A 25531-nucleotide genomic window follows, 5' to 3' on the forward strand; every position below is an offset into this window, starting at 1 on the left:
AAAACTCATCTTATCAATTCCTCAGAGATACAACCCACTGGATTCACTCGGATCACAATGCAGATACTTCGAGGTAATCGCCACATCGGAATGTCCTAACGTTTGACTCACCAATGCGATTGATGCTCCAGCTTTGAGGCTATGGCTGGCGTGGGCATGACGCAACCAATGGGCTGAAGCTTTTACCCCAATTCGTTTGGCAGCAGCATTAACGATTCGGGTTAAATGTTCTCTACTGATTCGTTTCCCGCTTCGCCCTGGAATCACATATTTATTGGGCTGCTGTCGTAAACTTTCGAGGTCACGACTTAGAGGCTCTGGGATGCGGATGTAGCGTGTCTTTCCCCCTTTGCCGAAAACGGTTAAAACGCCATGATTCAAGTCCTTCCATTGCAAAACCGCCAACTCCGAGGCTCGGATTCCGGTGTAGTAAAAAATTTTGAGGACTAACTGGTTGCGTGAATCGGGTTCTTCCTGAATCATTCGGATTACCGTTGGCTTATCTAAAATTCTGTGACTCAGTTCGTTTTTTGCTTGGGGGGATTTAATCACCAGTGCAATGTTGAAGTTAACGATTCCTAGTTTCGCCACAAAGGAAAATAGGCTTTTCAATCCGGCGATATATGTCCGTTGGCTGCTTTCTTTAAATTGACTCAGTTCTTCGTCGATAAACCCTTGCAAATCTTCTAATTTGAGCCATTGAATTGGTTTGTGATTGCAGTAAGTCATTAGCCTTTCCGCCACACGGCTATAGCTGGCTTTGGTTTCGGGACTTTTGCCATGCAACCACAGCGCCAGGATTTTCTCGTTGGCAATGGCATCAGTGGCTTTGACCACCGGGGGAACTGATTGACCTTTTGATGAAATTTTCTTGAGCATTTCATCGGGTTTGAGTTCAAGATGATGACATTATCCCATGAATCTAGTCACATTAGAAACCTAATGTGATGTGGAGTAGAACGATTGAACCCCGAACACTGCAACAGTCTATCCAAACCAATTTTAGGCGACCTCATGAAATAATTTTCAGAAGTATACAAGCTGAGTATTTTCCCTTGCCGTGCCTGTTAATCCGTCATCAGAAGCAATCCAGGGTTTGAGTGCGATCGCAAGTAGGACGAGAAAATCAACAGGGTTGGCATCTGACGAAGTGCGTTCGCTATCTAGATCCAATTTTAGAGACTTACGCTCTCTATTTTTTACACTTTCTATTTTTACGCTCTCTATTTTTTTTTAATTCAATCTAAAAATCTTTTTGTCGATTCCCATTTTACTCGAACGGTGAGCCTTAACCTCTACACCATAAGGCTTCTCTGGGTTTACTCTTTCTACTAACTGCTGAATTTTTCTCAGCTTATTTTAAAAAACTGAACATCAATAATACCACGGTTTTTTAATTAAATCCATTTTTACAAACTGAATTTGTTCAATAAAGTTACCTTAAAGTTTTTTTGGCTTGAAAAGTTTAATTTTTGGAGTTTAAACCCATGCCTAAAAGCCTAAAAACTGTTGATTTGGTAGTTAGGAAATCTGTCATCAGTTTCCTACAAGCCTCAAAAAATAATTCCATGAAAGCCTTACTCAGTAATGGTTTTAGCCAATTAAGCTTTTCCTCCCAAACTGAAGTCGGCTGCCCTACCGAAATCAGATATCTCAACTCAAACAATATAATTCAGGAGAAAAAAAAATGAATCATGAAAATATCAAAACAATTTCCGATGTTCTTTTCCTATTTCGGGAATCTGCACTCGTCAAACGGAATCCTCACCTCTGGGGTAATTTGAGAACCGTTTTGAAGCTTTATATTTTGCCAAGATTTGGATTCTCACCATCCGCTTTGGATCATCCCACGAAGCTCGATAAAGCATTAGGAAAAGTCCTAATTGGTGATTTTATCAAAAATGGCATCTCTTATTTTGAACAAACTGCCCAAGAATTAATGGAAAAGGGGGTGAAAAAAGCCACGGTGAGAAATTATCAATCGGTAATCCAGCGATCATTTAACTGGATGAAGGAAGAAATTTGGTATTCTGATGCGGCTGGATTAAATGATGGTAAATATACCCCTCGATTACGAGCCCAAGTCAGTTATCAAAAAAACCGCCGATACCAACGGTGCTATAACGAGTTTAGTTACTCCTTGAAACCTGCGGAATTCACCCCGAAAATTCAAAAACAAAAGACTCAATTTGAGAAATTCTGGACTGATAAAGAGCGACCTGACCGAAAAGATCCTCAAATTCGAGGCACAACTTTGGAATCTCGCTGGATTTCAATTGCTTCATTCTTAGGGTGGATACATCGGTTTGAAGATGTACCTGTTGAAGATCTCGATATCACCCAGATTACAAAGATTCCCAAGCTTTCCTACTTTATCGCTTGGGGAATCAATGAGCGCGGAAATGGCTACGCTTGGGCGATGAATATCGCTAAAGCCGCCTTGTGTGTGGCGAAGTGGAAATATGGGCCGGATTCGATCAAACCCCATTATCGAGATATTGAAGAAATTGAAGCCATTCGCTTGAAAATGAACGAGTTGGAAAGCAAACGAAAAACGGAACCTAAACGAACGGCTTCACGAGAAGCTTTGGAAGAAAAATTAGTCACGTTGGAACAATGTCTGGAAATCCGTCGATATTTAAAACTATGCTGTGCGCCCCGAACTAAGGGGTATGTCAAACGGTCAGAGATGGCTATTATCCAAAGTTGGCAACGGTATTTGTTAATTTCCATCCTAACTTTTTGCCGGGTTCGACAACGGGAATTACGGGAATTGGAAGTGGGACGAACCTTGTTTCGAGAACAGGATGGGTACTGGGTAAAATTATCCCCAGATGACCATAAAACGGGGTCTAAAACCGGAAAAGGACGGGAATATCCCCTGCCTGGGGAATTAACCGCAGACCTCGATGAATGGCTGGGAGTGTGGCGACCTAAAATTCCAACGGAACATAATTTAGTGTTCATTAGTTTGCCGAATGCGAAGGATAAAACGCCGGGTCAACCGTTAAATAAACATATATGCCCCAATCACCAATAACAAGTCCCTCGACTTCAATAAAATCAGTCGGTTTAGCTGGTTCGTATCGAGTAGCTTTTATGAAATTTGTGGCAATTTTAAAAGTAGATTTCTGCATTGTTTTGTCCTAAGTTGTTGAAGGGTAGGAGAGGGGTTTTAATTCCCTCTCAGTAATTGATTAGTTTTATAGAATTAAACAGCCTTAACTATTCCGATTCCTTGCTGTTCGTCGGGTCTGAAAGCATAATCTAAATTTGTCAATCGCTCCCATCGCTTCACCTCTGGCATAGAGCCGTACCACATAACACCTAAGCAGTGTTCAAAACCTTCTAATTTGTCGTTATTCTCTGAGATGTGAATTTGACCGCTCCACGATGACTTAAACCAATTTGACCAAACATTTAAAAGCCGCTTGTTAGAGAATCCGATTAATAAAGTATTTTCCCGTCGCCATGCCCTTGAGTTTATTTGGGTTAGCTCCGGTTTAGTGACATTTCCTGCATCTGTAATCGCTATATTACTCTCTGTGTCTGGTTTTGAGAGATGACAAACCGCTTTATTATCTATAATATATTCATGTATCGGTTTGTCATCGCTAGGGTGTATATCCTGTATTGTTTCTAGCGGTTGGGACTGCAAAAAAGCAAGTAACGGCGGCTCCGTTGTTGGTTCCGGTGTTGGTTCAGGTTCCACAACTTCAAATTCCTGGCCGTGAATCAATCCCTCTATTTCCATTAATAAATTAACGGGTTCTATCATTACATCTTCCATTGAATTGATAAGATTTTTAACCCGATTCACAACGTCTGAATACTCACCCATTATGGTGTCCAGTTGTTTTTTACGATAGGTTAAAAGTTCTAATTGAGAGTTAATAGAATCGAGTTCTGACTTTAAGCTGTTCATGGTTTTAGTCCCTGTGTTGTAGAGGTTTTGAAGCGGTGGAGAGGGGGTTTTAGTCCCTCTCAGTTGATTAATTTCTATCCTTTAATCCGTTTAACCAAGGCATTGCTGATTTCCTTATCGCGGAGGTAAGAACAGAATCCAAAATTAGACAAGGCACGGCGAAAAGCCTGGGATTCAGCATCTACAACAGGCCCCCCAAACTGTTCATCCAGTAGGGTATCTGACCCCGTTGCAGTCCGTTTAAAATTGCCGTCCGAACTGTGGATGGTTACAGTACATTCAACCGTTACGCGCTCCCCTATCTGGTTAAGATTGATTGACTTTTCCCAGCCGGGGGTAATGAAATCCATGCAACAACTTAATAGCTCCCAAGGTAAGAAAATAATCTGGGTGTTGCCTTTGGATTTGAATTGATAATAACTATCAGGAACTTTGCGGTACAAATCGCGCTGTATATCTAGGAAAGGTCGGTTAATCCCTAATGTTTCACCGGATGCTAGTGCTACTCTTAAATCCTTTGGTGTATTAGGTAGAATCGCATGGGGAATGGTTATTGTAGGGTTTTGAAGTGATTGCATGATTGATACCTTTTGAAGTGTTTGAAGTGTTAAGAGAGGGGGATTATTTCACCCCCCCGTTATTGTTGACTACCAACCAAGGGCGGCTCTGGCATCACTCAGAGTTTGCTGATATTGATCCTCTGTAATATCAAGGTCGGGCGTGTTGGGTTTGATGCGACCCGCGCTGGCAATTTTGCCAGCGAATGAAAGGATTTCAGGGATTCGCACGGGTCGGGGTTGGGTTGCAGGATTTAAGGTTTTGTAGGCGGTCATCCACTTATTAGTCCTGACTGTTGCCCAATTCCCATTCAAGATGCTCCCCTTCTCGGTTCGGATGAAGTGGATGGTTTCGCCATCGTCGTCTAATTCAGTCCATCCAGTGCGGGTTTCAACTGTTCCATCTGGGTAAACCATCTGGATTGTGTCGTAGGTTGTGCCGTCAAAATCGGATGTATAGGAGGCGACGATCTCGGTTGTGATTGTGGCCGTAATTTGAGATACCATGATATTCAATCCTTTAATTAGGGTTTGTAGGGAGGCAACCGGGAACCGTCGTAAAGTTAACCGGTTGTCTCTTGTTTTATGGACATCAGAGAGTTTTTTGAATCACCGCTACACTCATAGGCTTCACGGCTCCCAGCATCAGGGTTTGCTTTTCTCTCATCTGTCTATATTTATAATATATACGATAATCTAGGTTTTGTATACCCCTGATATATACCAATTATTTATAGGGTATATACTGGATATATAAGCTAAGGCTATACGTCAATATAGACAATGTTAGAATCCCCTCTGGGTGAGGGGTTCCGGTTTTATTAAGTTGTTAGGATTGCTAGGAGTTCAGGCTTTTTGAGGGGTGTCCGTTTACCATTAACAAGGGGTCGCCAATTAAGTTTACGTTTTTTAGCTTCGTCTCGGAGTTGCGTTGTAGTCCAGTTTGTATATACCGTATCCTCTGATGTTTGTATAGACTGTTTAAACTGTTGGGGTTCGGGTATAGACTCTGGTATAGTTTCCGGTTCGTGTGTTGGGACTGTTTGGGCGCTCGGTTCGGGTTCCGGTATTGTTTCCATAATCTCGATAATGGGTTCCGGTTCTGTTGGTGGCATTGGTTCGGGTTTATGTTCCGGTGTTGGTTCGGTTAAGCGGCATTGATTACGTTTAGCGGTTGCCAATTCTCGTTCCCATCGGGCTTGAGGTGCAAAAATCCAAAGCCCGATCGCGTAAGTAGTTGCAGCGATAACAGTTAATGCGTTCATGGTTGATTCTCCTAAGTTTTCGAGGTTCTGAAGTGTCCTAGGTGTTTGGGGTGTGTCGTTTTCCCTCTCACCTGTCTATATAAACTAATATATACGATTACTAGGGATTTGTATATAGGTGATATATACAGATAACTTATAGGGTATATATTGAGTATATAAGATATTTATATATACAGATATCTATATTTAATCTATATCTAAGCTATACTAGAGGGATAGATTTAGGATATATACGATATGGCTACTAAATACACACTGCCAGAAGGTCAAAAGTTAGCGACGTTTAAGGTTGACGAAAACAACTGGGAAGCATTTAAAGCTCTGTGTGAGAGGTCTGACCTGAGTGCGAGTAAAGCGTTAACCAATTTTATTCAGAGTAGTCTGGACGCTGGGGAGTTGGGCGCAGCTGCGTTTGCTCCTGTTGTTGAATCTAGCCAGAATATAGACATTGATATAGATGCACTGGAAACTAGGCTTCTGGCAAAAATTAGGGGTGAACTAGAATCACAACAACCCCCAACACTTGATCCTGACATCGAGGCTCGACTTGATGCGATGGAGGCGGCTTTATCGGGAAAGTAGAAGCCCTCACCTCTGAATTAGAGGGAGTGAGGGGTGAACTAGACAAAGCTAATGTAGGAATTATTGATAGGGACGTAGCGATCGCTAAACTCGAAAATCAATTAAGCGTCGCCGATGCAGAACTTGAGGATCAGGTTTTAACCATTGCAGAACTTGAAACCAAACTAAGCGGCGTAATCTCAGAACTTGAGGCTAGAGATATGGCGATCGCCACCCTAAAAACAGAATTAGAAGCGCGAGTCGAAAATGATAAGCAATTAAATTTGTTCCCCCCTGACCGTGAACCAACACCGGAACCCGAACCCATGCCAACACAAAAACCCCCCGCCGGAACTTTAAGCCGTGGTGAACTGGTTAAATATATTCTTGAAAAATTCCCAGGCTCCAAAATCAACGGTCAGAATATTACCGATGCGATCAATGGGAAAAGCAAAAATCTACCTAAATTTGAGGGGGAATATGGGTTTAAGTTTATAGGCAAAATCAAAGGCGAGAATCGGTTTAAGTTAGTTTAGTCGTACCAATACATTAAACACCCTTAGACCTCACCCTAGGGGTGTTTGGTGTGTTAATTTGGGGGTGTAGATAATTTTGCGGAGTTTTGCGGAAATTAGGAAAGTTAACCTTGATTTGATTCAGAAAGCTATCAGTATTTTGGCGTAAATAGATTTATAAGAGAGAAAACATTACAGGAGTTTTTCCATGCAAGGCATGATTGTTAGAACAGTCGTCGATGTTATCGTAATGTTGGCAGTCTACGGACTGTTCGCAGGGATTAAAAACCCATGGAACTTCATCCAAGGCAAAGAGAAAGTTATAGTTTTGACAAAGACCGATTGGTTTTGGGTTTGGGTGATTCGGATCATAACATTGAACCTAGTGAACGCCGCGTTCTTTCTGACGTACCTAGATCAATACCCATACCAAAGCCTTTTGTTCCTGTCCTACAGGGATTCAGTTACAATCTTGGTGTACTGGGGATTCTTCTCCTCAGTCCATCATCTGTACCGTTATCTAACGAGATATAAGCAATTAAATTGGTTCCCCCCTGACACTGAACCAACACCGGAACCCCCCGCCGGAACTTTAAGCCGTGGTGAACTGGTTAAATATATTCTTGAAAAATTCCCAGAAGCAAAAATCAATGGTCAGAATATTACCGACGCGATTAACGGGAAAAGCAAAAATCTACCTAAATTTGAGGGGGAATATGGGTTTAAGTTTATAGGTAAAATCAAAGGCGCGAATCGGTTTAAGTTACTTTAGTCGTAGGTTGTATTTTCACAACTTCTAAAACCCCAATCCCCCTAAAATCGGCGCTTTGAGGTGATTTTTGATTAGGGTGCAGTTCCGCGAAGTTATGCGATATTATGCACGTTGCGAGCTTTTGCGAGTTTTTTTAATTCCGCAATATGACGCAATATGTCTCTAGGGGGGTGCGATCTCGCCTGAATCCCCCCTGAATAAATCCCCCTAGATAGATTTAATTTGCTTGGTATTGTTGGTTGAAGTGAGGGAAATAGGTGTTAATTATTTCCTGTGTTTTTGTTTACGGCCAGCTTTGATAATCTTTGATTTGTTCCAGTTGACTATTTCGGGTTAAGGCAAGTGAAATTAATCCCTTAAGTTGCTCAGAAGCCTGCGTTAAAAGGAAGTCGGCGTTACTTTTGTTCCGATGAACAATCGTTATTTCCATCAGGGATTGGATCTTGTCGGCAGTCGCGGGGATGAATTTTTCTTCTCTGAGATCATTTCTCGATATCCTTTCCCCTGAATGAGCCAGCCACATTCCTTTAGTGATTTGGGTTAGTTGGTGCGGTTGCTTTGTTTCACAATCAATCAGAACGTCCCCCGGCTTGAGTGAATCAAAATCTGTAGACAACTGTAGACAATCTGTAGACAAAACTGTAGACAATGGAACTGTTACGGTGTCGCAGTTTTGGGAAACTGTAGACATTGTAGACAAATTTTCCACATCTACAGTTTTTTCTGGTTTGTCTACAGTCGGTTTACTTACTCCATCTTGCGGGTCATCCCAAGGAACAGTATCCAGTTTGTTAGTACGCTCTAATTTTTTTTGTTTTTTGTCTACAATGTCTACAATTGGCTGTAATCCATTATTCATAGTAGTTTCACTGTCTACAGTTTTGTCTACAGATTGTCTACAGTTGTCTACACTTGGGATTTTTTCGGAAAAATTATATTTGAGTCGGCAACCGGAGCCAACAACTGAACCATAACCCATGCTTACTAATTGGGTGAACATGGATCGAATTTCATCGGGTTTACCAAAACTTCTATCTGATTGCTTGACCTCACGGGCTGTTATTTCCGCGCCGCGCCGTTGGGCAAAATTCAAAATCTTAACCAGTTGGGGAGCTAACTCGTCCCCACAACCTGCATATAGGCTCTGGGATTCCTTAAAGTAAAATTTAGCTAGTTTGGCAGCCTTGTTTAAAGTCCCCCTCTCCACAATGGGTGTAATTTCTTGGCCAGAAGCTACCCGCTCTACAACATGGATCAGCGCTGCAAAACGTCCTATTTTGCCGGGCATTTTTCCCCATAATGCTGCTAGGGCTTGGCTTTTTGCTTTGACGCGGTAATTCTCGCATTTATTATTAAGATCGTGGAATTGCTTTTGGGCGTCAGGGGATAATCTCAAGTTCAATTGGGGAAGTTCTGATACTTTCTCATAGAGGCTAGTAATCAGGGGAAGTAAATCCAGACTCGCTTGAGGGTCATCGGGAATGATAAAAGGTTGGGTAGGTTGGTTGATAAAATTGAATCGTGAATGATTGCCGTTATCGTCGGAACCGTCGTTAAATTCCCGAATAACTTTGGGTTGAATCCCCCCTAGGATAGAAACTAAGCACTCCTCAAAATCAGAAGCTAGACCGCCCTTTAGGGCATCAATTTTCCCAAAGCCGTCGTAGTAAGAAAGTAGATCCTCTGTTTGTCCAACGTTATACGATTTTTTCTGGGATTTAAAATGACCCGACAGTTCATCCGATAAAATTGTCATCCCCCAACTATTTTTTGATTGGGCATTGATTAAATCTCTCATCCCAGCCCCCGAACCGCCGTTAATGTAATAGCGTCTCATTGTTGGCTTTATTGGCTCGGGTAGGGAATCATCATGCTCAAAATCCTTCATGTCAAGCTCATATTGCTTCATTTGCTCCTTGAATTCATCCTTGGCTTTTTTTTGGAGTTCTCGGAGCGGTTTGGTTGCGATCGCATTTATTAACGGTGATTTCCTCTGGGAAGGTTCGGCAACAATCGCGCTATATAATCCCATTGGTTGATCAAAATCCGTGTAATCGGACAAGCGGATTTTTGACCCAACTTTTAGTAGTGAACTAATTGTTGTATAGAAAATTGTTAGCCCCAACTCAGGCCGTAAACATAAGCGAGTCGCAAAATCAGAAATTTTGTTTAAGTTCCCTGGTAAATATTTGGAAGTATCAAGGGATTGATTTTGATTCTCCAATAATTCATCAAGCTCGGGTTTGATTGAATCATTATCTAGTTCCTGCTCCTGCTCCTGTTGGATTTTATTATAAATTTCCTGTAATTCTCTCGGTTGAACATTAGCCTTTGTAGCCAATTCATTGATTTTTAATTGCTGTTTGGACTTAGATAGGTTTTGTTCCAATAAATGCCTTAGTTCATCCTCAATACCCTCAATATTTAATTGGGGTTGTTGCACGCGGAAGGGAATTACATTTGATTGCTGTTCAGGTTTTAACGCTGCATCTCCTGATGTTTGATAGTTGGTTTTTGAGGTGTTTATTGATGATTTCTTACCCTGTTTGTTCAACCATGCTGTATAGCAATTTTCTAATTTGTCGCTACTTAAGCAAGGAGTGGGATTGCTATTACTCGCACTTTTCCAGATACGTTCATGGTCTTTTGGGGTGAAATCTTTGGAGTCACAATTGTTGCAATATTCCAAGAATAAATCTTTAGCAGAATCAGAATAATTAATATTATTTGATTTTGCCCATTCTTCGGCTGCGATTAAATCGCAAGCAATTTTGAATCCTGTATCGTCACGTCCACATTCAAAACCCAATCCGGATCTTATATTTGCTCGATATCCAACAGAGATCAATTGGATTAATGGGATATGTTCAATTAATTGATTTAATTGATTAAAATTAATCGGTAGTTGATCAGGTTTTGGTGATGGTTTATTTTCATTATTTAAAATTTGTTCAATCACCCAAATTGGGCATTCTGCAATGGGTGTATCTTCTGTTGAATTAATCCAGATATATCCTCCGGTTTCGGGATGAACAGAGGGTGGTAGAACGGATTGCATACTGTTGTATCGGAGTTCTAATTGTTCCTTGGTTCCCGTTTCCAGAACTTTTCGAGTGAAATTTTTTAATGTTTCCCGATACAGCTTAGGAATTGAATAGAGATATTGGGCGCGCCCTTCCTTTCCAGATGTAAAGGAAACGGTATAGGGCAATCCCCCCAATTTTTCTGCTAATTCGTGGGCTGTGGGGCCGTCGCAATCAATAGCTAGAACATAACCGCTTAATATTCCGGTGATTAATCCGATTCCGTTGGCTCTACCAGATTCGATTTCCTTGATTGTGGTTTCACGGCTAACCCCTTTCTGCCAATTCTTGATTTTTGGGGCTTTGTTGGATACCGGAGTTAATGCCAAGTTGTCGGGTAATTTATTGAGTGCTTCAATTAAATGTTGGGTTTTCATGTTATTATTGGAGGAGTTGGAAGGAGGATTTTGGTGATTCATAGTTTTCCTTTTGGCAAAAATTTTCGACCGACAAAAAGCTCAAGGGTTTGCCTGAACCCTTGAGCTTTAAAATAATTAGTTGGAATTTCCCCAGCGACAGCAGCAGCCACACCACTATGTAATAAATGGTTGACGCGACCTGAAGTCGTGGTTTGAGTTACCGGAATATTTTCGGTCAGAATCCACAACCAGAAATTCTCATCTTCAGAATCTAGCTCCGCGATAGGGGCTGGGATTCTATTTCTATAGGATTCAAGCACTCCTATATTTTCTGCAATCCTTAAACCACAGGCGTAAGGAACTATCAGGAAATAAATTGTAGTTATTCCCTCGTTCTTAGTGTTCCTAGTGCTGCTACGCCTTTTGTTACCAGGTTTGCGCTTCTTATTCTTGGTATTCACGCCGCACCCCCTTGAATCGTAAGGAGTTGCTGGCTCTTATTAGAATCTACAGTTGGCCGGTTTACATCCTGTAAATTCTCTATGATAGTGAAATGGTTCTTGAGCCATAAAACCAATTGATGATTGATGGATAGGAAAACCCATCGACATTTAGTCGAAAAACTTGTATGATTCATTGTTAATAGGGGCGTAACTGCCCAAACTGAATTTTCTTGACACCCGCTTTCCAGGCGGGTTTTTTGTTTCTGGAGTAGGGATAAGGAGAACTAGAACTTCCCCTAAGCCTAAAACTAAAACTAATAATAGAATAGCATAGGATCTCTTTTATCCCTTACAGCGCTAGAAGTCTAGCATCATAAGTCAGTGATTCTTTGAGGTTTTTCCCCAACAAAAAATCAAATCAAGTAATTATTTACTGTAATTCAACCTCAAGAAAAAAGGTACTTCGCTTTGGGTGAGGCTGTTTAATTATTCTATAGCAATTCCATATTTAGTGATAGGGATTGACAAAATTCTTATTTTTCACTATATTTAGTTTACTATGCCCTCTTTTTGTGTTTATTCCCTAAATTTAGCCCTAACCCCTCAACAATTCGGCTCCCCATTAAAATACCTCCCACAATATCCTTCACCCCTAACCCCATACTGGACTAGATAATCCTCATAAGTTTTGACCCGTAGAGGTGGTGAAACAACCTTATAGTTAGGAGCAAACCTATCACGGTCAAGACAACCGGAGCCGCCGTTATTCTTAATGCAAAACCAAGCCTCCGATCCTTCCTCAATAACAATAGGCTTCTCTGGTTTTTTCACAACAACTTTGGGCTGTTCCGATGGTTGGGTAGGTGTTATTAATTTCTGATTACTAATATCGGGTTTAGGCTGTTCCTTTGGGTCAGTTTTTGTGATAGTTTGACGACTATTAACTACATGAATAATTCCCCCAATCAAGCTAACGGTGATGGTAGCGATCGCCATCCCTTTTAGAAGTATCAATTTAGGCGGTTTATTCTCATCCAGTATTGAAGCTGTCGGAGTAATATTAATTGTTTGCATATTATCACCGGGTTAGTGTTAATAAAAGTGTCGTAGTGTCGTAGGTGTCGTAACGTTGTAGAAGCTTCCTATGTTACCCTTTACGACGGGTTACGACGGGGTTACGACGTTACGACGGGGTGGGAGCTTCTAACCAAATTGTTTCCCCCTCGGTTGTTATCAACAAATAATTTTTGTCAGCAATGAAACGGCAAGCATTGAGATAGTTTTGCTTAGTCCATCTCTCACCATCACAGGTAATTGTTAAGCCTTTTAACATCTCGTTTAACTTAACCTTCCCCCCTTGCTTGATGACCCATCGAACTATTTTGGTTTGTTCTATAGATAGATTGGGATACTCAGGGTCTAAGGGTGCTTTCTCAAAATTAAAGCGGGGTAAATGTGGTTCAGGTTTTGAAGGTTGACGGGGTTGATAATCCTCATCAAAGTCTTCTGATTGTTCCACTGATTCAAAGACCGGAATTGATGATTTATCAAGGAATCTAGGCTGAATTAAATTAGCGGGAGCATTACCTTTTTTCTTGTATTGAACATGGTGCTTATGGGTGGGATGTTCTGCTATCTGGAGAGGGTTTGAACCGCTAATTACAACCGGGTAAGCTGCATTTTTGATGTACTGAAACCCTGGAGTGTCGTGCTTCCAAACATTCTGAATTTCTCCCCTAGCAGAAGCACCACAGAGCACCAATAGAAAGTTATTCCTAAACTTCCCGTCAATGCCTATGGCTTCTGTGTTGTGGGACTGCATGAAGCCTATTAAACAGATGTCAAATTTACGGGCGTTGCTGAGTTTACGGATGGCATAAATAAAAGTATTTCTGCGTTTTTGTTTACCAGGCAAGGGGCTAATGGTATCCAGTTGTTCCAATTCGCTCAGAGTATCGTTGATTTCGTCAAGGCAGACAATCAGAGGGTGTCCATCCTCTTGCTTTCGGCGCTCTACCTCGTCAATTAACCAGCAGAGAACTTGATAAATTACCTCAACATCGGACTCGACACGGGGGAAATTCATCTGTTTCCAGATGATATTTTTTCGTTGGTGAATGTCAAGTACAATCACTTCCGCAGGGGTAACGGCCGTAAGTTTGCCAACAATAAACCCGGCTCCTAAACTTGTTTTAGCTGAACCGGAGTTACCCCCAACCAAGATTCCCGATGCCTCATCAGCAAGTCCATCCCAGTTGTAGAAATCGAGTTCACTGGGTAACTGGTTAAATGCCATCTGATAGTAGGTGTTCATTACCCCCGGCGGTGTTGGCATGGGAGAAGGGGGAAACAGAACATTTTGAACAGTTTGGATTTCCGCCGCTTGATAAAGTCCAAATATTTCCTCTTGAGTGTCCCGTCGGATAATTGACCTTTCCTCCTCCTTTAATCCTTTAATTGCAGTGGCGATCGCCCCCACCCCAAACAAACCCGCACAACCTGAAGCATAAAACCGACTGGGATTAATGCCGGGGTTTACAACTGACCAACTCAGGGCTACAACACCACCCCCGCAACAAATCAGGGAACTAACTGCCGATTCATGATCCTCTAGCCACGCTAAAAACCCCATCCCCAAATCACCCCCAGAAAGGAACTAATTAAAATAATTACGATTACGGTTAACCATGTTGGCGATGACGTTGCAAACTGTCCCGAATAAACCTGTCTAGCAACTGCGGTACAGGCAATAATTGACCCGACAATGATAATAAAAAAACCTGACCAATATAGCCAGGTAAAGTTAGGAACAGAGCGAGTTATCAAGGTAAGAAATTGCCAAACTCCAATACTTAATAAACCTGTCCCAAAGTAGAGACTAAATCGACTCATTAGCCACCTCTCAAGCGTTCCTTACGCTCTTGTATTCGTGCTTTTTGTTGTTCTAGTTGTTGTTGCAGTTGTTGGGCTTCTGCTTGTCTTAAAGCGATGTTTTTCTGATACTCAACAGCTATCTTGTCCATATCTGAATTAAGCCGTTGATTAGCTGCATATTGGGCAAAATTCCCCCCGGCAACCTTGGGAATAGTTTTAGTTACAGTCCCGACTAATTTGGCTTCTGTGCGGCTAAAAGCTCCTAATTCCTTGCCATATTCCTTGCTGATTTTTTCGTAACCTTCAAGGGTTTTGTGCATGGCTTTGAGCTTGTCTAAATCATCTTTAGAAATCATCCATCCCCTTGATTCCCACTCTCTTAAAATGTCGGCAGAAGTGCCAATATAAACCCCGTTCTGAGGTCTATAATCGGGGGTGATTAGGTTTTGTGGGATAGGACTGATATCACCCTTAACCGCTATTTTTGGGTCAATGGTAGAATCATTTTTACCACCGCCAAAAATTTTACCAATAGCATCAAATATTCCCATTATTTAACCTCTGTTATTACGGTCAAGAATTAATACCATTGATACCGATGCAGTAGAAGTGATTAGTCCGATTAATGCCCCATATCGTGCCATTTTAGTTTGGGATATTTCCGGTTCAAAAATTGATAGAAACACCCCACAAATAGCACCCAAGGCAGTGCCAAGTAAAATACAGTTAAGGGTTTGGGGTAGGTTTAGTTTTATATACACAACCCTAAACATTCCATACTTTGAACATCGTAGTGATTGGGTGATATGCCCTCAAGTTGTCTCAGAACACCCTTGAGTCGTGTTAAAATTGCTTTCATAATTAATCCTTCGTAATGGGTGGATTGATTGGAGAGACGGCTTTCTAGCAGGATGACCGTCTCTTTTAATTGGTTTATTTGCTGTTGGAGGCTTTCGATTTCAGTCCGACTAAATCCAGGGTTTTGTGCCGTACTGTTGTTGTTTTCTCGCTTGATTGCCGTTGGACAGTTGCCTTTTTTCCCAAGTCCTTTATCAGTTCGTTTGGGCGTTCCTTTCCCCGTTTTCCTAGTTCCTCAATCCGTTGGTGAATTAAGTTTTGGAAGTCACCCGCTAACAAATTTTGCAACCCTACAACTTGATTAATTCCCTCGATTTGACCCTGTAATAAAGTTTTTGCAAACTCGATATTTCCGGCATCTGCAAGGGCTTGAGCATTGTCTCGTTGTTGTCGGATATATTCATCAATCAAGCCACCGGATAAACCCCCAACGGCCCCAATATGGTTCACCATGTCTTCTGCCACAGGGTTACTGAGAGCGAGTTCCTTGAGCGCTGCAAAATCACTACGGGTCACAGCTTCTCGTTCTAGTCCCAACTCCTGAACAAGTGCTAAGGCGGTTTCTCCTAATTCATCCTCAATTTCATCCCAGTCCACAAAGTCTGAGTCCTCAATGCTGAATGATTCCGGTGTTTCGGATTTTGGGGATGTTCCGTTTAACTTTTGGGGCGCGGTTCCGGTTAGGTGGTTTGCGATCGCAGGTTCCCAAGACTCATGAATATCGTTAATATCATAGTCCATCTGTTTTATAGCAATTAAGATTTCTGATTCAGAAACATTAAGCGATTTTGACAAGTTTTTCAGAATCAAAAACTGTACTTTTTGCAGCGTTGGCTCGGACTTCTGTTTCGTATTCATTTTGCAGTTCCTCGGTGAATGTTTTGAAGGTGTAAAGTGTTGCGTTTAACTTAACGTAATCTTCTATGATTTCCGGTCTAGGTGCGCTGGCAGGTTCCGATAAATCATAAGAGTTGATTCGGGTTAGCCACTCTACTATATAGGGGTTGTAAGCCTTCTTAGGTCGATAATGTTGGAACATATCGGGAGAATAAATCAACAATAATTTAATCCATTCTCTTAGAGTTTGTGGCTTGCGTTTAAGCTGTTTTGCTAGTTTCCCAACGGGTGTATAGGTTGCCTTGCGTTCATCTAGTTTGAACAACTTAACCCGCCTCCCTTCTGGGATGATTTCAGGTTCAATAATCATTGTTTTCTGTTGATAAATATGGTTTATCGTGCTTTCCACAGTTGAGCCTCTGATTTTGAGGATGTGGCTAGGCTGTTTAGTTTTCAAGGTTCAGGGTTGGGAGAAGGTGGTAAAGCCTCTCAGGGGAGGTAATAGCTTCCTTTGGGTATCTTCTGAGTCCTATCTAGGGTTCTGCGAGGGGATGTTCTAGGGCGCTATAGAATCAATAATACATCAAAATTAAACAGAATGAATCATTTTGTTTATATTAGAATATCTTATGAGTCTCTAAGTGCTGATATAATGAGATTTGATGCTGATACGGGGTAAAAATATGGTTGAACGGATCACAATTGATATAGAAGGGTTGCGAGGGCCGTTAGACAGGGTATGCGCTAGATATGAAAGGAGTCTCAGTCAGCAGATCAGGTATTTCATCCGTCAGGGGCTTGAGTCTGTGGGGGAACATGATGATGATGATGAAAATGCAAAAATATCACCGCCGGAGGACATTCAGGTGATTATCAGAAAAGTTTTAACTGGGAAAAAATTAAATAATATTGAATCTGATAAATTAAAGAATTATTTTAATATTGATGACTAATGAAGCGGGACTCTTAACTGCCAATTACTGCCAATTTCAACGAATAAAAATCATGATTTTCTGTTTAAATAAATGTGAGTGATGACACCCGTTAAATCATTTCAGGTATCCGTTCTGGCGCAAACTGGGACTCAACAAACAGCTTTACTAACTCCAGCAACAGAGGAAGATATGCCGACGGACTGGACATTTAACTGGCTATTGTTGTGGCAAGCAACGGACTTTGATTGTCAAAACATCATCAAACTAATTTACGATAAACAGCTTTGGGGATTAGTTCGATATGGTGTTTATCCTTATTCTGATTCTACCTCCCCAGAATTTCTGGAGATAGAACATCTGGAGACTAACCCAGCCAGTAGAGGACAACTCTCAGAACGTTTGATTGTACCCATAGGCAAATGGTTAATCTGGTACGCTGTACAGGTGGGATTGCAGTGTTGCTCAGGAACCGACACACTGATTGTGTTAGTGTCATTGGAAGATGCTATCAACTACTATAGAGATGTAATCCAAATGCAGTGTTTGGGGCCGACAACTATCGCTCCGGGAGAAGATGGATATGCGTTCAAATTTTCTAAGAAAGAAGCAAAAGCCTTCTGTTACAGACAAGAAAATGAATGGGGAGTCCCAACCCAGCTTAACCTCTAATCAGGTTAGAGCAGGTACAACAAAAGTGATGACGCATTCTCAGCGACAAGATTTTTGGAAAAATTCCAACTTAGGAAAATCTTTAGGTTTTTCTCATTCGGATGAACAAAATTAATCTAATTCAAGCATTTGGCCTATGGTAATACAATTTAGGATCATTTTTGAGCGTGAGTTTTTTTTAAAACAATACAAGTAACCGAAATATCTCTAAATAACCATAAACTATAACGCAGGGAATTAAGCCATCGTAGCGGCTGATAAATTGGTAACAATAGTCGAAGCATCATTACTATTAAATAGAGAAAAGGTGGTACAGATGTACACTGAATTAACTTGCCACCTTCAATAATTTCGCCGTGAACCATTTCCAATTCAGGAAAAAGTTGACACAATTGATTAATATTAGGACGAAATAGAGTATCAATAGGGTCTAAATGTAAAGGGAATTTATATGGAACTGTCACAAATAAATAGCCATTAATGGGAATAATAGAGCTAATCTTATGACAAATTTCCTCTTGATTTAAAATGTGTTCCAATAAATTAGAACAAAGAACCGATTTGATTTTCATTTCTGCAATTTTTTCCAAAAAAACGAGATCATTTAAGTCTCCTACTAAATCAACGCCGCAGTCTTGTTTTAGATCAGCGTGGATCACCAAATTACCCTTTTCTCTAGGATATCTGAATAAATATTGATCTATCCAAGGTTGTTCTTTTTCTCGAAAATTTTTGCTAGAACTCCCAAGATTTAAAAGAGGAAAAACGGTTTTTTCATCAAGAGAATTAATCATTTTACCTAACCATTGTGCTTCTTCTCGTAACATAATATTTTTTGACGGTTTGTGTTTGGGCTAATTCAGGTTACTCAATCAATAACATTAAATATTTAGCTAATTGTTGTTTTATCTGTTAAATCGTTACAGCGTTCCCTATTGTTAGGGTATCTCGGCTTTACCCTATTTCGAGCTTGTGTTGGAAGTTGTCTATGTAGTCTGGTAGGGGCATAAGTGTCTAAGTCTCGCCATCCTTATCATCTCTTGTTATCATATCCTCTACAACAAATTTTTTAACAATATCAATAGAATCCCCTTGACCAATATTTTTATCGAGAAAATTAGCTAAATTCTCAATCGCATTAATAGCTAGCTGAAGTCGCTTAATTTTTATTTCATTCTTCTTTCCTGCTTCAATAAAAAAATCAATTAAACTGTACCACCACTCTTGAATTTTATCATTCAATAACATTTCACAAAATTCTCGGTAAGTCATTAACCTTTGTTCTTCTTTTAGCCAGATATCTTGGGCAATACTCAACTGAATTATGAAACTTACTCCGCCTCCTTTACTATGAGCAAAAGCTAAATTTATCTGATCCATATATTGTAAGAGTACGGCATCTTTATTTTTTCCTATTTTAATAAAAGCAATGTTATCCCTAATTCTTTTATGCGTTCTTCTTGTTGCTTCTGTTTATTGTGATACTGTGAAACTTGAGTTTCTAAAAATTTTTGAATTAACGGAAAAAGCAATACTGTATAGGTAAGAATTATTCCTTTGATCATAACGGAAAAAACGGTTTCTACCATGACTTTTACTCCCCCCTAATAATCTTCATATCTTCATCAGTCAGCCCATACTAATGAGCAACCCTATCATCTATCTCAATATACTCAGATAACCGTTGATGCAAAAATACAGGGATTCTAGCCCCCACATAAACCTTAGACTTTACAGCGTATCCTATTTGGCGTGTATTTCGGCTTTACCCGAAAGACTGATTTTCCTAAACCTGTGGAATATCAAGGTTTTTCGGGGTGGGTGTGTCGGGAAATAAGAGTATATTCACAGGGGTATCGTCAATAGGGGAAAGCAGAGAAAGGATGGAAACAGCCCCTCTAACCTGTTCGGGTTGAATTTCCAGATATTGCTGTAGTTGCTCAAGGTTGCGATGCCCTGAGACTTCCTGAATGGTTCGGAGTGGGATACCAGCATTACTCATCAAGGTTAAAGCGGTGCGACGCATTGAATGGGTACTAGCCCCATCAATCTCAACCCGGTCAAAAGCTTTTTTAAGAACCCGACTGGCAGAACGAGGGTTCAAATGAGTGGCTGGGTTGTCTCGGAACACACCACCGGGAAACAACCATTTTCTACCCGCTTCTGGTCTGTACTTTTCTAAATACCCCCTCAACTCATCAATCACTGGGATGGTTCGGGTCGCTAGTTTTCCCTTGGTGTTGGACTTCCGAAAGGTTAACTCAACTCTAACGTTGCCTCTCCTGTCGTAAACATCCAAGGTGTGAAGGGTGCAAGCTTCATTAATCCTTGCCGCCGTAAACAAACAGACAGCAAAAATTACCCGATCTCTGAGGTTGTGCAAACCTTCATTAAATAGGATCTGGATTTCATCATGGCTGAGTATTTTGGCTTTCCCGTGTCTGTTTACTTTCATATAAGCACCCATACCCGTTAACAGGATTGTTAGGGCGTGGGTAGTGCCTTTGCAAGTGGGATTAAAAAATCAACTTATCGGGTAAACCAATCAACTCCTGTCTGATCTTCAACGGTAAGAAAGTTAGAACAGCGCCCAATAACTTACAAAGTATTGGGATAGGCGTTACGGATAAAATTTGACTAAATTGCCGATGTCCGTAGGCTTTAGCGGTATTTACAACCTCAACCACTACATCGGCAGGCGTGATTTGACCATTTTCAAAGTCTCGGACGACATTAGGTAGGTATTCCAACGCGATGTAGAGCGCATCCGAATCGAGTTCAGAAAGTTTACTTTTGTTATTAATAGCCCTATATAACAAAAGTAAACTTTTTTTTACCTCCCTGAAACCTATCCCTAATCGGTCTTTGAGGTTTTTACTTACCCCCCCCTTAGTGATTCCTAATTGTTCAGCGATATCGTCAATGGTTGCGACTACACCGGACTTAACCGATGACCATAAAGCCTCAATAATCCCCCGCTCGGTTTGGACACCTTTTGAAGCCGCGCCGGGTGCTATATCGTAAATATCCTCGATGATTACTGTTGCAGTTGGGTAGGCGAGTCTAAGGGCGCTGATGGTGTCATCATCGAAGTCAGCGACTAAATAGCTGTGCAACTGTTCATCGGGTCTGAGATGCGCTCGGAGCCGTCCCACATCTTGAATTAATTCGGCTTTGATTTTCCGATTGACCCATCCCCCGTAACGTCCCGTGCGTTTATCCGGTGTAGGGGAATAACCCGTTAAAGTTTGGTATTCTGCGGCGACTTGTCCTAAGTTTGGGCACGGGCGACCAATGCTAATCATGGCTTGAGTATCTAGGAATTGATTAGATCCGCGAGTGTCCCGATACCAATAACCTAATTTGTGCCCTAAGTCCTGGTAGCTATCTATTGCGCTTTTATGGTCAATTACCCCGATGTTTTGCCCTGGGTGACGCTGCGCGATCGCATTAATCGCAACATTGTATTTGTCCTGTTTACCATCCCTACGTTGTTTCCCCCCCTGACCCATTCCTTTAATAATGTGAATAGTTAGGTTAGAAGTGGCTTGCTTAACCTCGGATACCTCTAGGATTTCATCTGGACTAATCCCTAAAGATAGAGCGTAATCCTGCTTAGATTTTGTGGCATCTAAAGCGATTGAAAATCCTGCACCTTTAATAATGTTCCGATGACGTTTTGATAATTTAGTGATGATTAATTTACCGTTATCAATCCTTAAATTAATCCGTTTATTTCCGATTAAGCAATCAATTAAACTAGGCAACCAAGACGGAATTATATTATCTTTAATTGCTTGCTGTTTTTCTTCAGGTGTCTGTAATCCGTTGATAAATTTAGCGTAATTCTCAAGGATTTTATAGCATTCATTTTTTAGATCGTTTAATGAAGGAGCGATAAAATCTTCACCGATTACCTTAGTAGCAGTAGGCTCCCCATCAATCATCTCATAATGATAGATTGGTGTACCCCAAACATTGTCACAAGCTAACCAATCATCAGAATAGTGCTCCCAAATTAATTGATTTATTTCGTCATCAGAAGGCATTAATTTCATCACTTCCTGATGGCTGATTCCGTATTTATGTTTTTCTGTTGTAACTGCCAATAATCCTTTGTAAATCTCAACTAGGATAGGTCTTAATATCTTAAAAAGACGATGATCAGCCCTTAACTGAAGTTTACCAACCATCATCAAGACATCATTAATCTCAACAGTTATTTGATGAGTGTTTTCGATAGATAGGTCATCAAGAATTAAAATGTCATCTGAGGATGGATGGATTGAATTAATATCGGCACGAATCAACCTTTCATTAGTTAATGTGTACCGTCTGTTTTCCAAAAATAAACAACCTTGATTAAGTAATGGACACGATTGACAGATAGGAGAATCTTTACCACCAAAAGCAGATAATCCCATTTCTGCAACTGTTAAGAATGTTTGGTTTTCTGGACAATTCGAGGGGATATCAGGATTTTGATTTTTAGCTCGGATAACGTGAGATTTTCCTAAAGCAGTAGTGCGGTCAGTGTCGTAATTTAATCCATTGTGCCTTGCTTCAAGGTCAACATAATTGGCTTCTACAGTCGCATTGGTAGGGTTTCTATGGTCAGGGGATAGATAGAATATTCTGGCTTTATTCTCCTTGTCATCGGGGTCAATTGCAAAGGTTTCAAGTGTAGCTAACCCAGAATCAAACGATTTTCCGTGACCCGTTGCAGTTGTGTCTAAAGTAAATTTAAAACCCTTCTCGCACGCTTCACCATAGCAAGCCAACCTTTCCCCATTATTAAAAATGATTTTAGGGCATCCCATCTGTTGCCATTCGTCAATCGTTGGCAATTGTCCGGGGGTGTAGGTTATTGAGATTAAAGGCTGTGGTTTCCATAGTACAATCGCGCTACATTCTATTTTTTGTTCTGGGATTATTACGGGTTTTGGTTCGGGGTTTTGTTCGGGTGTAACAGGTTTATTTTTCTGGTTTACCCGACTGTAAAAACGTTTAACAATCCGTGCTAAATCGTTTTGTAATTCCGGTAATTTAAAGCGATTAAACCATTGTTCCTCACTCAATTCTCCCTTATCAATAACCTGATTATCCCATTCTATATAAGAGATAATCCGAGCATTGTTAAAGGTTTCTGTGGTAATCTCATCAACATCAACTTTATCTGATTTTGGTCTATCACCTTGTCCCCAATCTCTTATATAAAGGCTAATTTCGAGCTTTTTAAGGAATAGATATAAAGCTCGATATCCCCCCATCACATGATGATTAGCTTTAGATCCTGCGTCGGGGTTTAGGATATAGCGACTGAACAAGCCACTATTAATAATTGCAGCGAGTTCATTGGGGGAGCCATGCCAATTCACACCCCCTGCACCCAACACATTAATATTGTGTAAATGCGCTGCGGGTAAGGGTTTTTGTGTTCCCTCTATAATGTTTAAATCCGGGGAACTATTTAATTTTAAAAACTGTAATGGTAGTTCACCGGACACGCGGCGATCGCTACTTCCCCAAAGCCATTGATATTTAGGATTCCGATCATCCCTAGCAAGCTGAAACCCAATGATTAATCCTTTGATATTCCAAATAGGAATCAGAATTCCTGATCCGCTATTGGCTAGAGTTCCCTTGTCTCCCATCCCTGGAAAATTAGGATTAATAGGAATTAAATTAAATTCTTGATAGCGGTCAACCGACTTAAACCCGATTGAATCAATTTGAGCATCGGTTAAGCCGCGGCCGCGCAACTGCTCCCGATGTTTGGCAGTAAGTCCCAATTGCTTGAGAATTTTTCTGGCTTCATTATTTAATTGTTCATCTGTCAACGGGGTAATGTTTGAAGGTTTGGCGGCTTTAGGTTCGGGTCGGTACTCTTGACGCTCCCCTGAATCGGCCCCAAATAATCCCCCCATACCTCCCCTGAGAGGTTTGAGATATTTCCATCCGGGTATGCTCCAATTGCTATCACCCCGTAGGCACATTATTAAATTGTCTGAAATTTTGCAACCGTGCGTTTTTTCACAGATTGGGCATGGGTTACGCTTGCTTGAGGCGATTGCCTTTCCTTTTAATGCGGTGTCGGTGGTAATCATGCCGCACCCCCTTGAGTCGCCGGGGCGGGAGAATAATCTACATTGATCTGTTGTGCATTCTGTAGATTGTGTGCTATACTTAAATAGTTGTTGAACAATCTAACTGTATTAGGATCTAAGGAAGTTGAATTAACTCCTAGACTTTGAGACCAAAAAATGTTATATTTCATTTTATCTAAGGGCTAAATGCCCTGTTGTTTTATTGGACTCCCGCCTGTCAAGCGGGCTTTTTTTTATCTTGGATATTTTTTTCTTCAAGGTGGGAATAATGTAGCATATTTTACTTTGATAGATCAATAGAAAGATTGGAATATATACGATTAGAATTTACGTCGTCGTCCCCGCAAATCAATACAGTCACAGTTTTACCGCCCGCCGTTGTATGTAAAGAATTGATTCTTTAACCAATCAAATCTCTATGTAACAGTTCTGATGAATATGTGACAGTTCTTAGGATTCCCCCCATTAACAGCCTCAATCATGTATTTAGTCCTCCGATGCCAACCTAACCCATTTAAAATCAGATTCCAGTACCCGTGATTCAGGATATGGCCATCTATCAGTACCTCAACAATTTGGACGGCTGTTGAGATAGCCCAATTCCCTAATTCCATATTGAAGTGAATAATCTGGATAGTTTTTTCAGGAATTTCTTGAGGTGTTTCTTGAGGTTTCGGTGTGCAATTCAGATAATTAGCTAACAATCCTCAGTAATGGGATTGCAAATTGAAGCAACAAACAAAACTGATTTAGCGATCCGCCAGAAATCCCCTAGCCCCCAAGTTAGGGGGTTTTTATGAATGTTTCCCTTTAACAATTAGTCCAGACATATTGATTCATTTGCTATTCCTGTTATTCGTTATGTTATTCGTTATGTTATCTGTTATTTGTTATGTTATTTGTTATGTTATCCGTTATGTTATTCATTACCTCAACGGGTCAATAAAAAACTAGACTGTAAGAAGTGCTTGAGGGGAAACATCAATAAATATCAGAGGATTAATAAAAATTAATAAATCTGTTTATGAGTTTAAATCGTTATCCTGATAATTGGACGGAACTAGCTTTAGCGGTTAAGGAATCAGCGAACTGGCAATGTCAACGATGTGGTCGTTTATGTCTGAAACCTGGAGAAACTTTACCCGATACCCTAAAACGTCGAGCTTATGTGTTGCAAGTGCATCATTGGAATCTTGACCCTGGGGATAATAGGTTAGAAAATTTAGTGGCATTGTGTAGTAGTTGCCATTTAGCTTACCATCGTAGAAGTCGTGGAAATATCTCACCTGGCCAGTTGTCTCTTAATTTAAAGCTATCCTAAAATACGGAAAAACCACCCCGGATGAGGCAGTTCAAAGAATTGTGATAGCCCATGATTTTAGGCAGCAAAAGCAATCAGGAGCAGGGAAGTCAACAGAAGGACAGCAGCAGAGGCTTGAAGGGCATAGCGATTTTGCTGTTCGGGTGAGGGGTATTCGGCAAAATAAAGTTTGGGTTCGGTGGCGTAGTTATTTAGGATGCCGTTTTCGTTGGTGGTTCTCATGGTGTTTTTCCTTGAATTTAATTTGCTTGTGTATGTAAATTAATGTAACGGAATGTTAAGGATTGTTACAGTGACTTGACTCAATAACCGAGGGTGATGTTCGTCACAGGGAATTTTTGAATAATTTTTTGGTAAAGGGGAGTTGACTGCAAAAATCAAGGCAGTGTTTAATTAAAACCTAGCTGTAAGTACCAGAATAAGAGAAACCTCACTTATAAGTTTAAT

The 25531-nt window shown here is 40.8% G+C and carries 27 protein-coding genes; 7 read left to right on the plus strand and 20 right to left on the minus strand.

Annotated features, from left to right (window positions below; translation table 11 throughout):
* Positions 1-21: 21 nt before the first annotated feature.
* A complete protein-coding gene (locus NMG88_RS22150; protein ID WP_254035886.1) occupies positions 22-879 on the minus strand; it encodes a tyrosine-type recombinase/integrase in 858 nt (285 codons plus the stop codon).
* Positions 880-1687: 808 nt separating this feature from the next.
* Here NMG88_RS22150 and NMG88_RS22155 point away from each other — a divergent pair.
* Entirely contained in the window at positions 1688-3040 is a 1353-nt protein-coding gene (locus tag NMG88_RS22155; protein WP_254035887.1) for a site-specific integrase, read from the plus strand.
* A gap of 171 nt (positions 3041-3211) precedes the next feature.
* Here NMG88_RS22155 and NMG88_RS22160 read toward each other — a convergent pair whose 3' ends face one another.
* The 4 genes from NMG88_RS22160 to NMG88_RS22175 all read right to left on the minus strand — a co-directional run bounded on the left by NMG88_RS22160 (position 3212) and on the right by NMG88_RS22175 (position 5747).
* A complete protein-coding gene (locus tag NMG88_RS22160; protein ID WP_254035888.1) occupies positions 3212-3925 on the minus strand; it encodes a hypothetical protein in 714 nt (237 codons plus the stop codon).
* A 74-nt stretch (positions 3926-3999) separates the two neighbouring features.
* Positions 4000-4503, minus strand: a complete 504-nt coding sequence (locus NMG88_RS22165) for a hypothetical protein (RefSeq protein WP_254035889.1) — start codon at positions 4501-4503, stop codon at positions 4000-4002.
* A 69-nt stretch (positions 4504-4572) separates the two neighbouring features.
* Positions 4573-4998, minus strand: coding sequence for a hypothetical protein (locus tag NMG88_RS22170; protein ID WP_254035890.1), 426 nt, complete (start codon positions 4996-4998; stop codon positions 4573-4575).
* A 305-nt stretch (positions 4999-5303) separates the two neighbouring features.
* On the minus strand, positions 5304-5747 hold the full coding sequence (locus NMG88_RS22175; RefSeq protein WP_254035891.1) for a hypothetical protein: 444 nt from the start codon (positions 5745-5747) through the stop codon (positions 5304-5306).
* 240 nt (positions 5748-5987) lie between these two features.
* Here NMG88_RS22175 and NMG88_RS22180 point away from each other — a divergent pair, with 240 nt between their 5' ends.
* From NMG88_RS22180 to NMG88_RS22190, 3 genes are all read left to right on the plus strand, one after another.
* Positions 5988-6332, plus strand: coding sequence for a hypothetical protein (locus tag NMG88_RS22180; RefSeq protein WP_254035892.1), 345 nt, complete (start codon positions 5988-5990; stop codon positions 6330-6332).
* A gap of 26 nt (positions 6333-6358) precedes the next feature.
* On the plus strand, positions 6359-6847 hold the full coding sequence (locus tag NMG88_RS22185) for a hypothetical protein (RefSeq protein WP_254035893.1): 489 nt from the start codon (positions 6359-6361) through the stop codon (positions 6845-6847).
* Positions 6848-7034: 187 nt separating this feature from the next.
* Positions 7035-7598, plus strand: a complete 564-nt coding sequence (locus NMG88_RS22190) for a hypothetical protein (protein ID WP_254035894.1) — start codon at positions 7035-7037, stop codon at positions 7596-7598.
* Positions 7599-7881: 283 nt separating this feature from the next.
* Here NMG88_RS22190 and NMG88_RS22195 read toward each other — a convergent pair whose 3' ends face one another.
* From NMG88_RS22195 to NMG88_RS22235, 9 genes are all read right to left on the minus strand, one after another.
* The gene (locus NMG88_RS22195) at positions 7882-11058 is read right to left on the minus strand and encodes a DUF3987 domain-containing protein (protein ID WP_254035895.1); all 3177 of its coding nucleotides are present in this window, start codon (positions 11056-11058) and stop codon (positions 7882-7884) included.
* Between the two features lie 38 nt (positions 11059-11096).
* Positions 11097-11360, minus strand: a complete 264-nt coding sequence (locus NMG88_RS22200; RefSeq protein WP_254035896.1) for a hypothetical protein — start codon at positions 11358-11360, stop codon at positions 11097-11099.
* A gap of 726 nt (positions 11361-12086) precedes the next feature.
* Entirely contained in the window at positions 12087-12557 is a 471-nt protein-coding gene (locus NMG88_RS22205) for a hypothetical protein (RefSeq protein WP_235759228.1), read from the minus strand.
* Between the two features lie 109 nt (positions 12558-12666).
* Positions 12667-14115, minus strand: coding sequence for a hypothetical protein (locus NMG88_RS22210; RefSeq protein WP_254035897.1), 1449 nt, complete (start codon positions 14113-14115; stop codon positions 12667-12669).
* The gene (locus NMG88_RS22215) at positions 14103-14375 is read right to left on the minus strand and encodes a hypothetical protein (protein ID WP_235758613.1); all 273 of its coding nucleotides are present in this window, start codon (positions 14373-14375) and stop codon (positions 14103-14105) included. The genes NMG88_RS22210 and NMG88_RS22215 overlap by 13 nt, the downstream gene beginning before the upstream one ends.
* A complete protein-coding gene (locus NMG88_RS22220) occupies positions 14375-14908 on the minus strand; it encodes a hypothetical protein (protein ID WP_254035875.1) in 534 nt (177 codons plus the stop codon). Before NMG88_RS22220 ends, NMG88_RS22215 begins: the two co-directional genes overlap by 1 nt.
* Before the next feature lie 3 nt (positions 14909-14911).
* Positions 14912-15118, minus strand: coding sequence for a hypothetical protein (locus NMG88_RS22225; protein ID WP_235758617.1), 207 nt, complete (start codon positions 15116-15118; stop codon positions 14912-14914).
* 172 nt (positions 15119-15290) lie between these two features.
* Positions 15291-16073, minus strand: a complete 783-nt coding sequence (locus NMG88_RS22230) for a hypothetical protein (RefSeq protein ID WP_227373526.1) — start codon at positions 16071-16073, stop codon at positions 15291-15293.
* Entirely contained in the window at positions 15994-16461 is a 468-nt protein-coding gene (locus tag NMG88_RS22235) for a hypothetical protein (RefSeq protein WP_158442925.1), read from the minus strand. The genes NMG88_RS22230 and NMG88_RS22235 overlap by 80 nt, the downstream gene beginning before the upstream one ends.
* A 274-nt stretch (positions 16462-16735) precedes the next feature.
* Between NMG88_RS22235 and NMG88_RS22240 the strand changes: the two genes are divergently transcribed.
* Positions 16736-17005 (plus strand): hypothetical protein, encoded by a 270-nt coding sequence (locus tag NMG88_RS22240; protein WP_144018203.1) that lies wholly within the window; start codon positions 16736-16738, stop codon positions 17003-17005.
* 81 nt (positions 17006-17086) lie between these two features.
* Entirely contained in the window at positions 17087-17656 is a 570-nt protein-coding gene (locus tag NMG88_RS22245; RefSeq protein WP_042158707.1) for a hypothetical protein, read from the plus strand.
* 155 nt (positions 17657-17811) lie between these two features.
* On the opposite strand, the gene NMG88_RS22250 is transcribed toward NMG88_RS22245, so the two are convergent.
* From NMG88_RS22250 to NMG88_RS22270, 5 genes are all read right to left on the minus strand, one after another.
* Positions 17812-18483, minus strand: coding sequence for a hypothetical protein (locus NMG88_RS22250; protein WP_042158705.1), 672 nt, complete (start codon positions 18481-18483; stop codon positions 17812-17814).
* A 187-nt stretch (positions 18484-18670) separates the two neighbouring features.
* Positions 18671-19036, minus strand: a complete 366-nt coding sequence (locus NMG88_RS22255) for a hypothetical protein (protein WP_042158703.1) — start codon at positions 19034-19036, stop codon at positions 18671-18673.
* Positions 19037-19068: 32 nt separating this feature from the next.
* Positions 19069-19245, minus strand: a complete 177-nt coding sequence (locus tag NMG88_RS22260; protein ID WP_227398366.1) for a hypothetical protein — start codon at positions 19243-19245, stop codon at positions 19069-19071.
* A 197-nt stretch (positions 19246-19442) separates the two neighbouring features.
* Positions 19443-20111: a tyrosine-type recombinase/integrase gene (locus NMG88_RS22265; RefSeq protein ID WP_254035898.1), complete on the minus strand. Its 669-nt coding sequence runs from the start codon at positions 20109-20111 to the stop codon at positions 19443-19445.
* Positions 20112-20172: 61 nt separating this feature from the next.
* Positions 20173-23583 (minus strand): hypothetical protein, encoded by a 3411-nt coding sequence (locus tag NMG88_RS22270; protein ID WP_254035899.1) that lies wholly within the window; start codon positions 23581-23583, stop codon positions 20173-20175.
* A 1204-nt stretch (positions 23584-24787) separates the two neighbouring features.
* Between NMG88_RS22270 and NMG88_RS22275 the strand changes: the two genes are divergently transcribed.
* Positions 24788-25084, plus strand: coding sequence for an HNH endonuclease (locus NMG88_RS22275; protein WP_042158747.1), 297 nt, complete (start codon positions 24788-24790; stop codon positions 25082-25084).
* Between the two features lie 57 nt (positions 25085-25141).
* On the opposite strand, the gene psb34 is transcribed toward NMG88_RS22275, so the two are convergent.
* The gene (psb34, locus tag NMG88_RS22280) at positions 25142-25306 is read right to left on the minus strand and encodes a photosystem II assembly protein Psb34 (protein WP_042158745.1); all 165 of its coding nucleotides are present in this window, start codon (positions 25304-25306) and stop codon (positions 25142-25144) included.
* Positions 25307-25531: the final 225 nt, after the last annotated feature.

The organism is Planktothrix agardhii (assembly GCF_904830935.1).
In the GTDB taxonomy this organism is placed as follows: Bacteria; Cyanobacteriota; Cyanobacteriia; order Cyanobacteriales; family Microcoleaceae; genus Planktothrix; species Planktothrix agardhii.

Bases quoted from the DNA above. Each gene is read 5' to 3' on its own strand.
- NMG88_RS22150 (WP_254035886.1), bottom strand. From the start codon at position 879: ATGCTCAAGAAAATTTCATCAAAAGGTCAATCAGTTCCCCCGGTGGTC.
- NMG88_RS22155 (WP_254035887.1), top strand. From the start codon at position 1,688: ATGAATCATGAAAATATCAAAACAATTTCCGATGTTCTTTTCCTATTT.
- NMG88_RS22160 (WP_254035888.1), bottom strand. From the start codon at position 3,925: ATGAACAGCTTAAAGTCAGAACTCGATTCTATTAACTCTCAATTAGAA.
- NMG88_RS22165 (WP_254035889.1), bottom strand. From the start codon at position 4,503: ATGCAATCACTTCAAAACCCTACAATAACCATTCCCCATGCGATTCTA.
- NMG88_RS22175 (WP_254035891.1), bottom strand. From the start codon at position 5,747: ATGAACGCATTAACTGTTATCGCTGCAACTACTTACGCGATCGGGCTT.
- NMG88_RS22180 (WP_254035892.1), top strand. From the start codon at position 5,988: ATGGCTACTAAATACACACTGCCAGAAGGTCAAAAGTTAGCGACGTTT.
- NMG88_RS22190 (WP_254035894.1), top strand. From the start codon at position 7,035: ATGCAAGGCATGATTGTTAGAACAGTCGTCGATGTTATCGTAATGTTG.
- NMG88_RS22195 (WP_254035895.1), bottom strand. From the start codon at position 11,058: ATGAAAACCCAACATTTAATTGAAGCACTCAATAAATTACCCGACAAC.
- NMG88_RS22205 (WP_235759228.1), bottom strand. From the start codon at position 12,557: ATGCAAACAATTAATATTACTCCGACAGCTTCAATACTGGATGAGAAT.
- NMG88_RS22210 (WP_254035897.1), bottom strand. From the start codon at position 14,115: ATGGGGTTTTTAGCGTGGCTAGAGGATCATGAATCGGCAGTTAGTTCC.
- NMG88_RS22215 (WP_235758613.1), bottom strand. From the start codon at position 14,375: ATGAGTCGATTTAGTCTCTACTTTGGGACAGGTTTATTAAGTATTGGA.
- NMG88_RS22220 (WP_254035875.1), bottom strand. From the start codon at position 14,908: ATGGGAATATTTGATGCTATTGGTAAAATTTTTGGCGGTGGTAAAAAT.
- NMG88_RS22230 (WP_227373526.1), bottom strand. From the start codon at position 16,073: ATGAATACGAAACAGAAGTCCGAGCCAACGCTGCAAAAAGTACAGTTT.
- NMG88_RS22240 (WP_144018203.1), top strand. From the start codon at position 16,736: ATGGTTGAACGGATCACAATTGATATAGAAGGGTTGCGAGGGCCGTTA.
- NMG88_RS22245 (WP_042158707.1), top strand. From the start codon at position 17,087: ATGACACCCGTTAAATCATTTCAGGTATCCGTTCTGGCGCAAACTGGG.
- NMG88_RS22250 (WP_042158705.1), bottom strand. From the start codon at position 18,483: ATGTTACGAGAAGAAGCACAATGGTTAGGTAAAATGATTAATTCTCTT.
- NMG88_RS22255 (WP_042158703.1), bottom strand. From the start codon at position 19,036: ATGGATCAGATAAATTTAGCTTTTGCTCATAGTAAAGGAGGCGGAGTA.
- NMG88_RS22260 (WP_227398366.1), bottom strand. From the start codon at position 19,245: ATGGTAGAAACCGTTTTTTCCGTTATGATCAAAGGAATAATTCTTACC.
- NMG88_RS22265 (WP_254035898.1), bottom strand. From the start codon at position 20,111: ATGAAAGTAAACAGACACGGGAAAGCCAAAATACTCAGCCATGATGAA.
- NMG88_RS22270 (WP_254035899.1), bottom strand. From the start codon at position 23,583: ATGGGGGGATTATTTGGGGCCGATTCAGGGGAGCGTCAAGAGTACCGA.
- NMG88_RS22275 (WP_042158747.1), top strand. From the start codon at position 24,788: ATGAGTTTAAATCGTTATCCTGATAATTGGACGGAACTAGCTTTAGCG.
- psb34 (WP_042158745.1), bottom strand. From the start codon at position 25,306: ATGAGAACCACCAACGAAAACGGCATCCTAAATAACTACGCCACCGAA.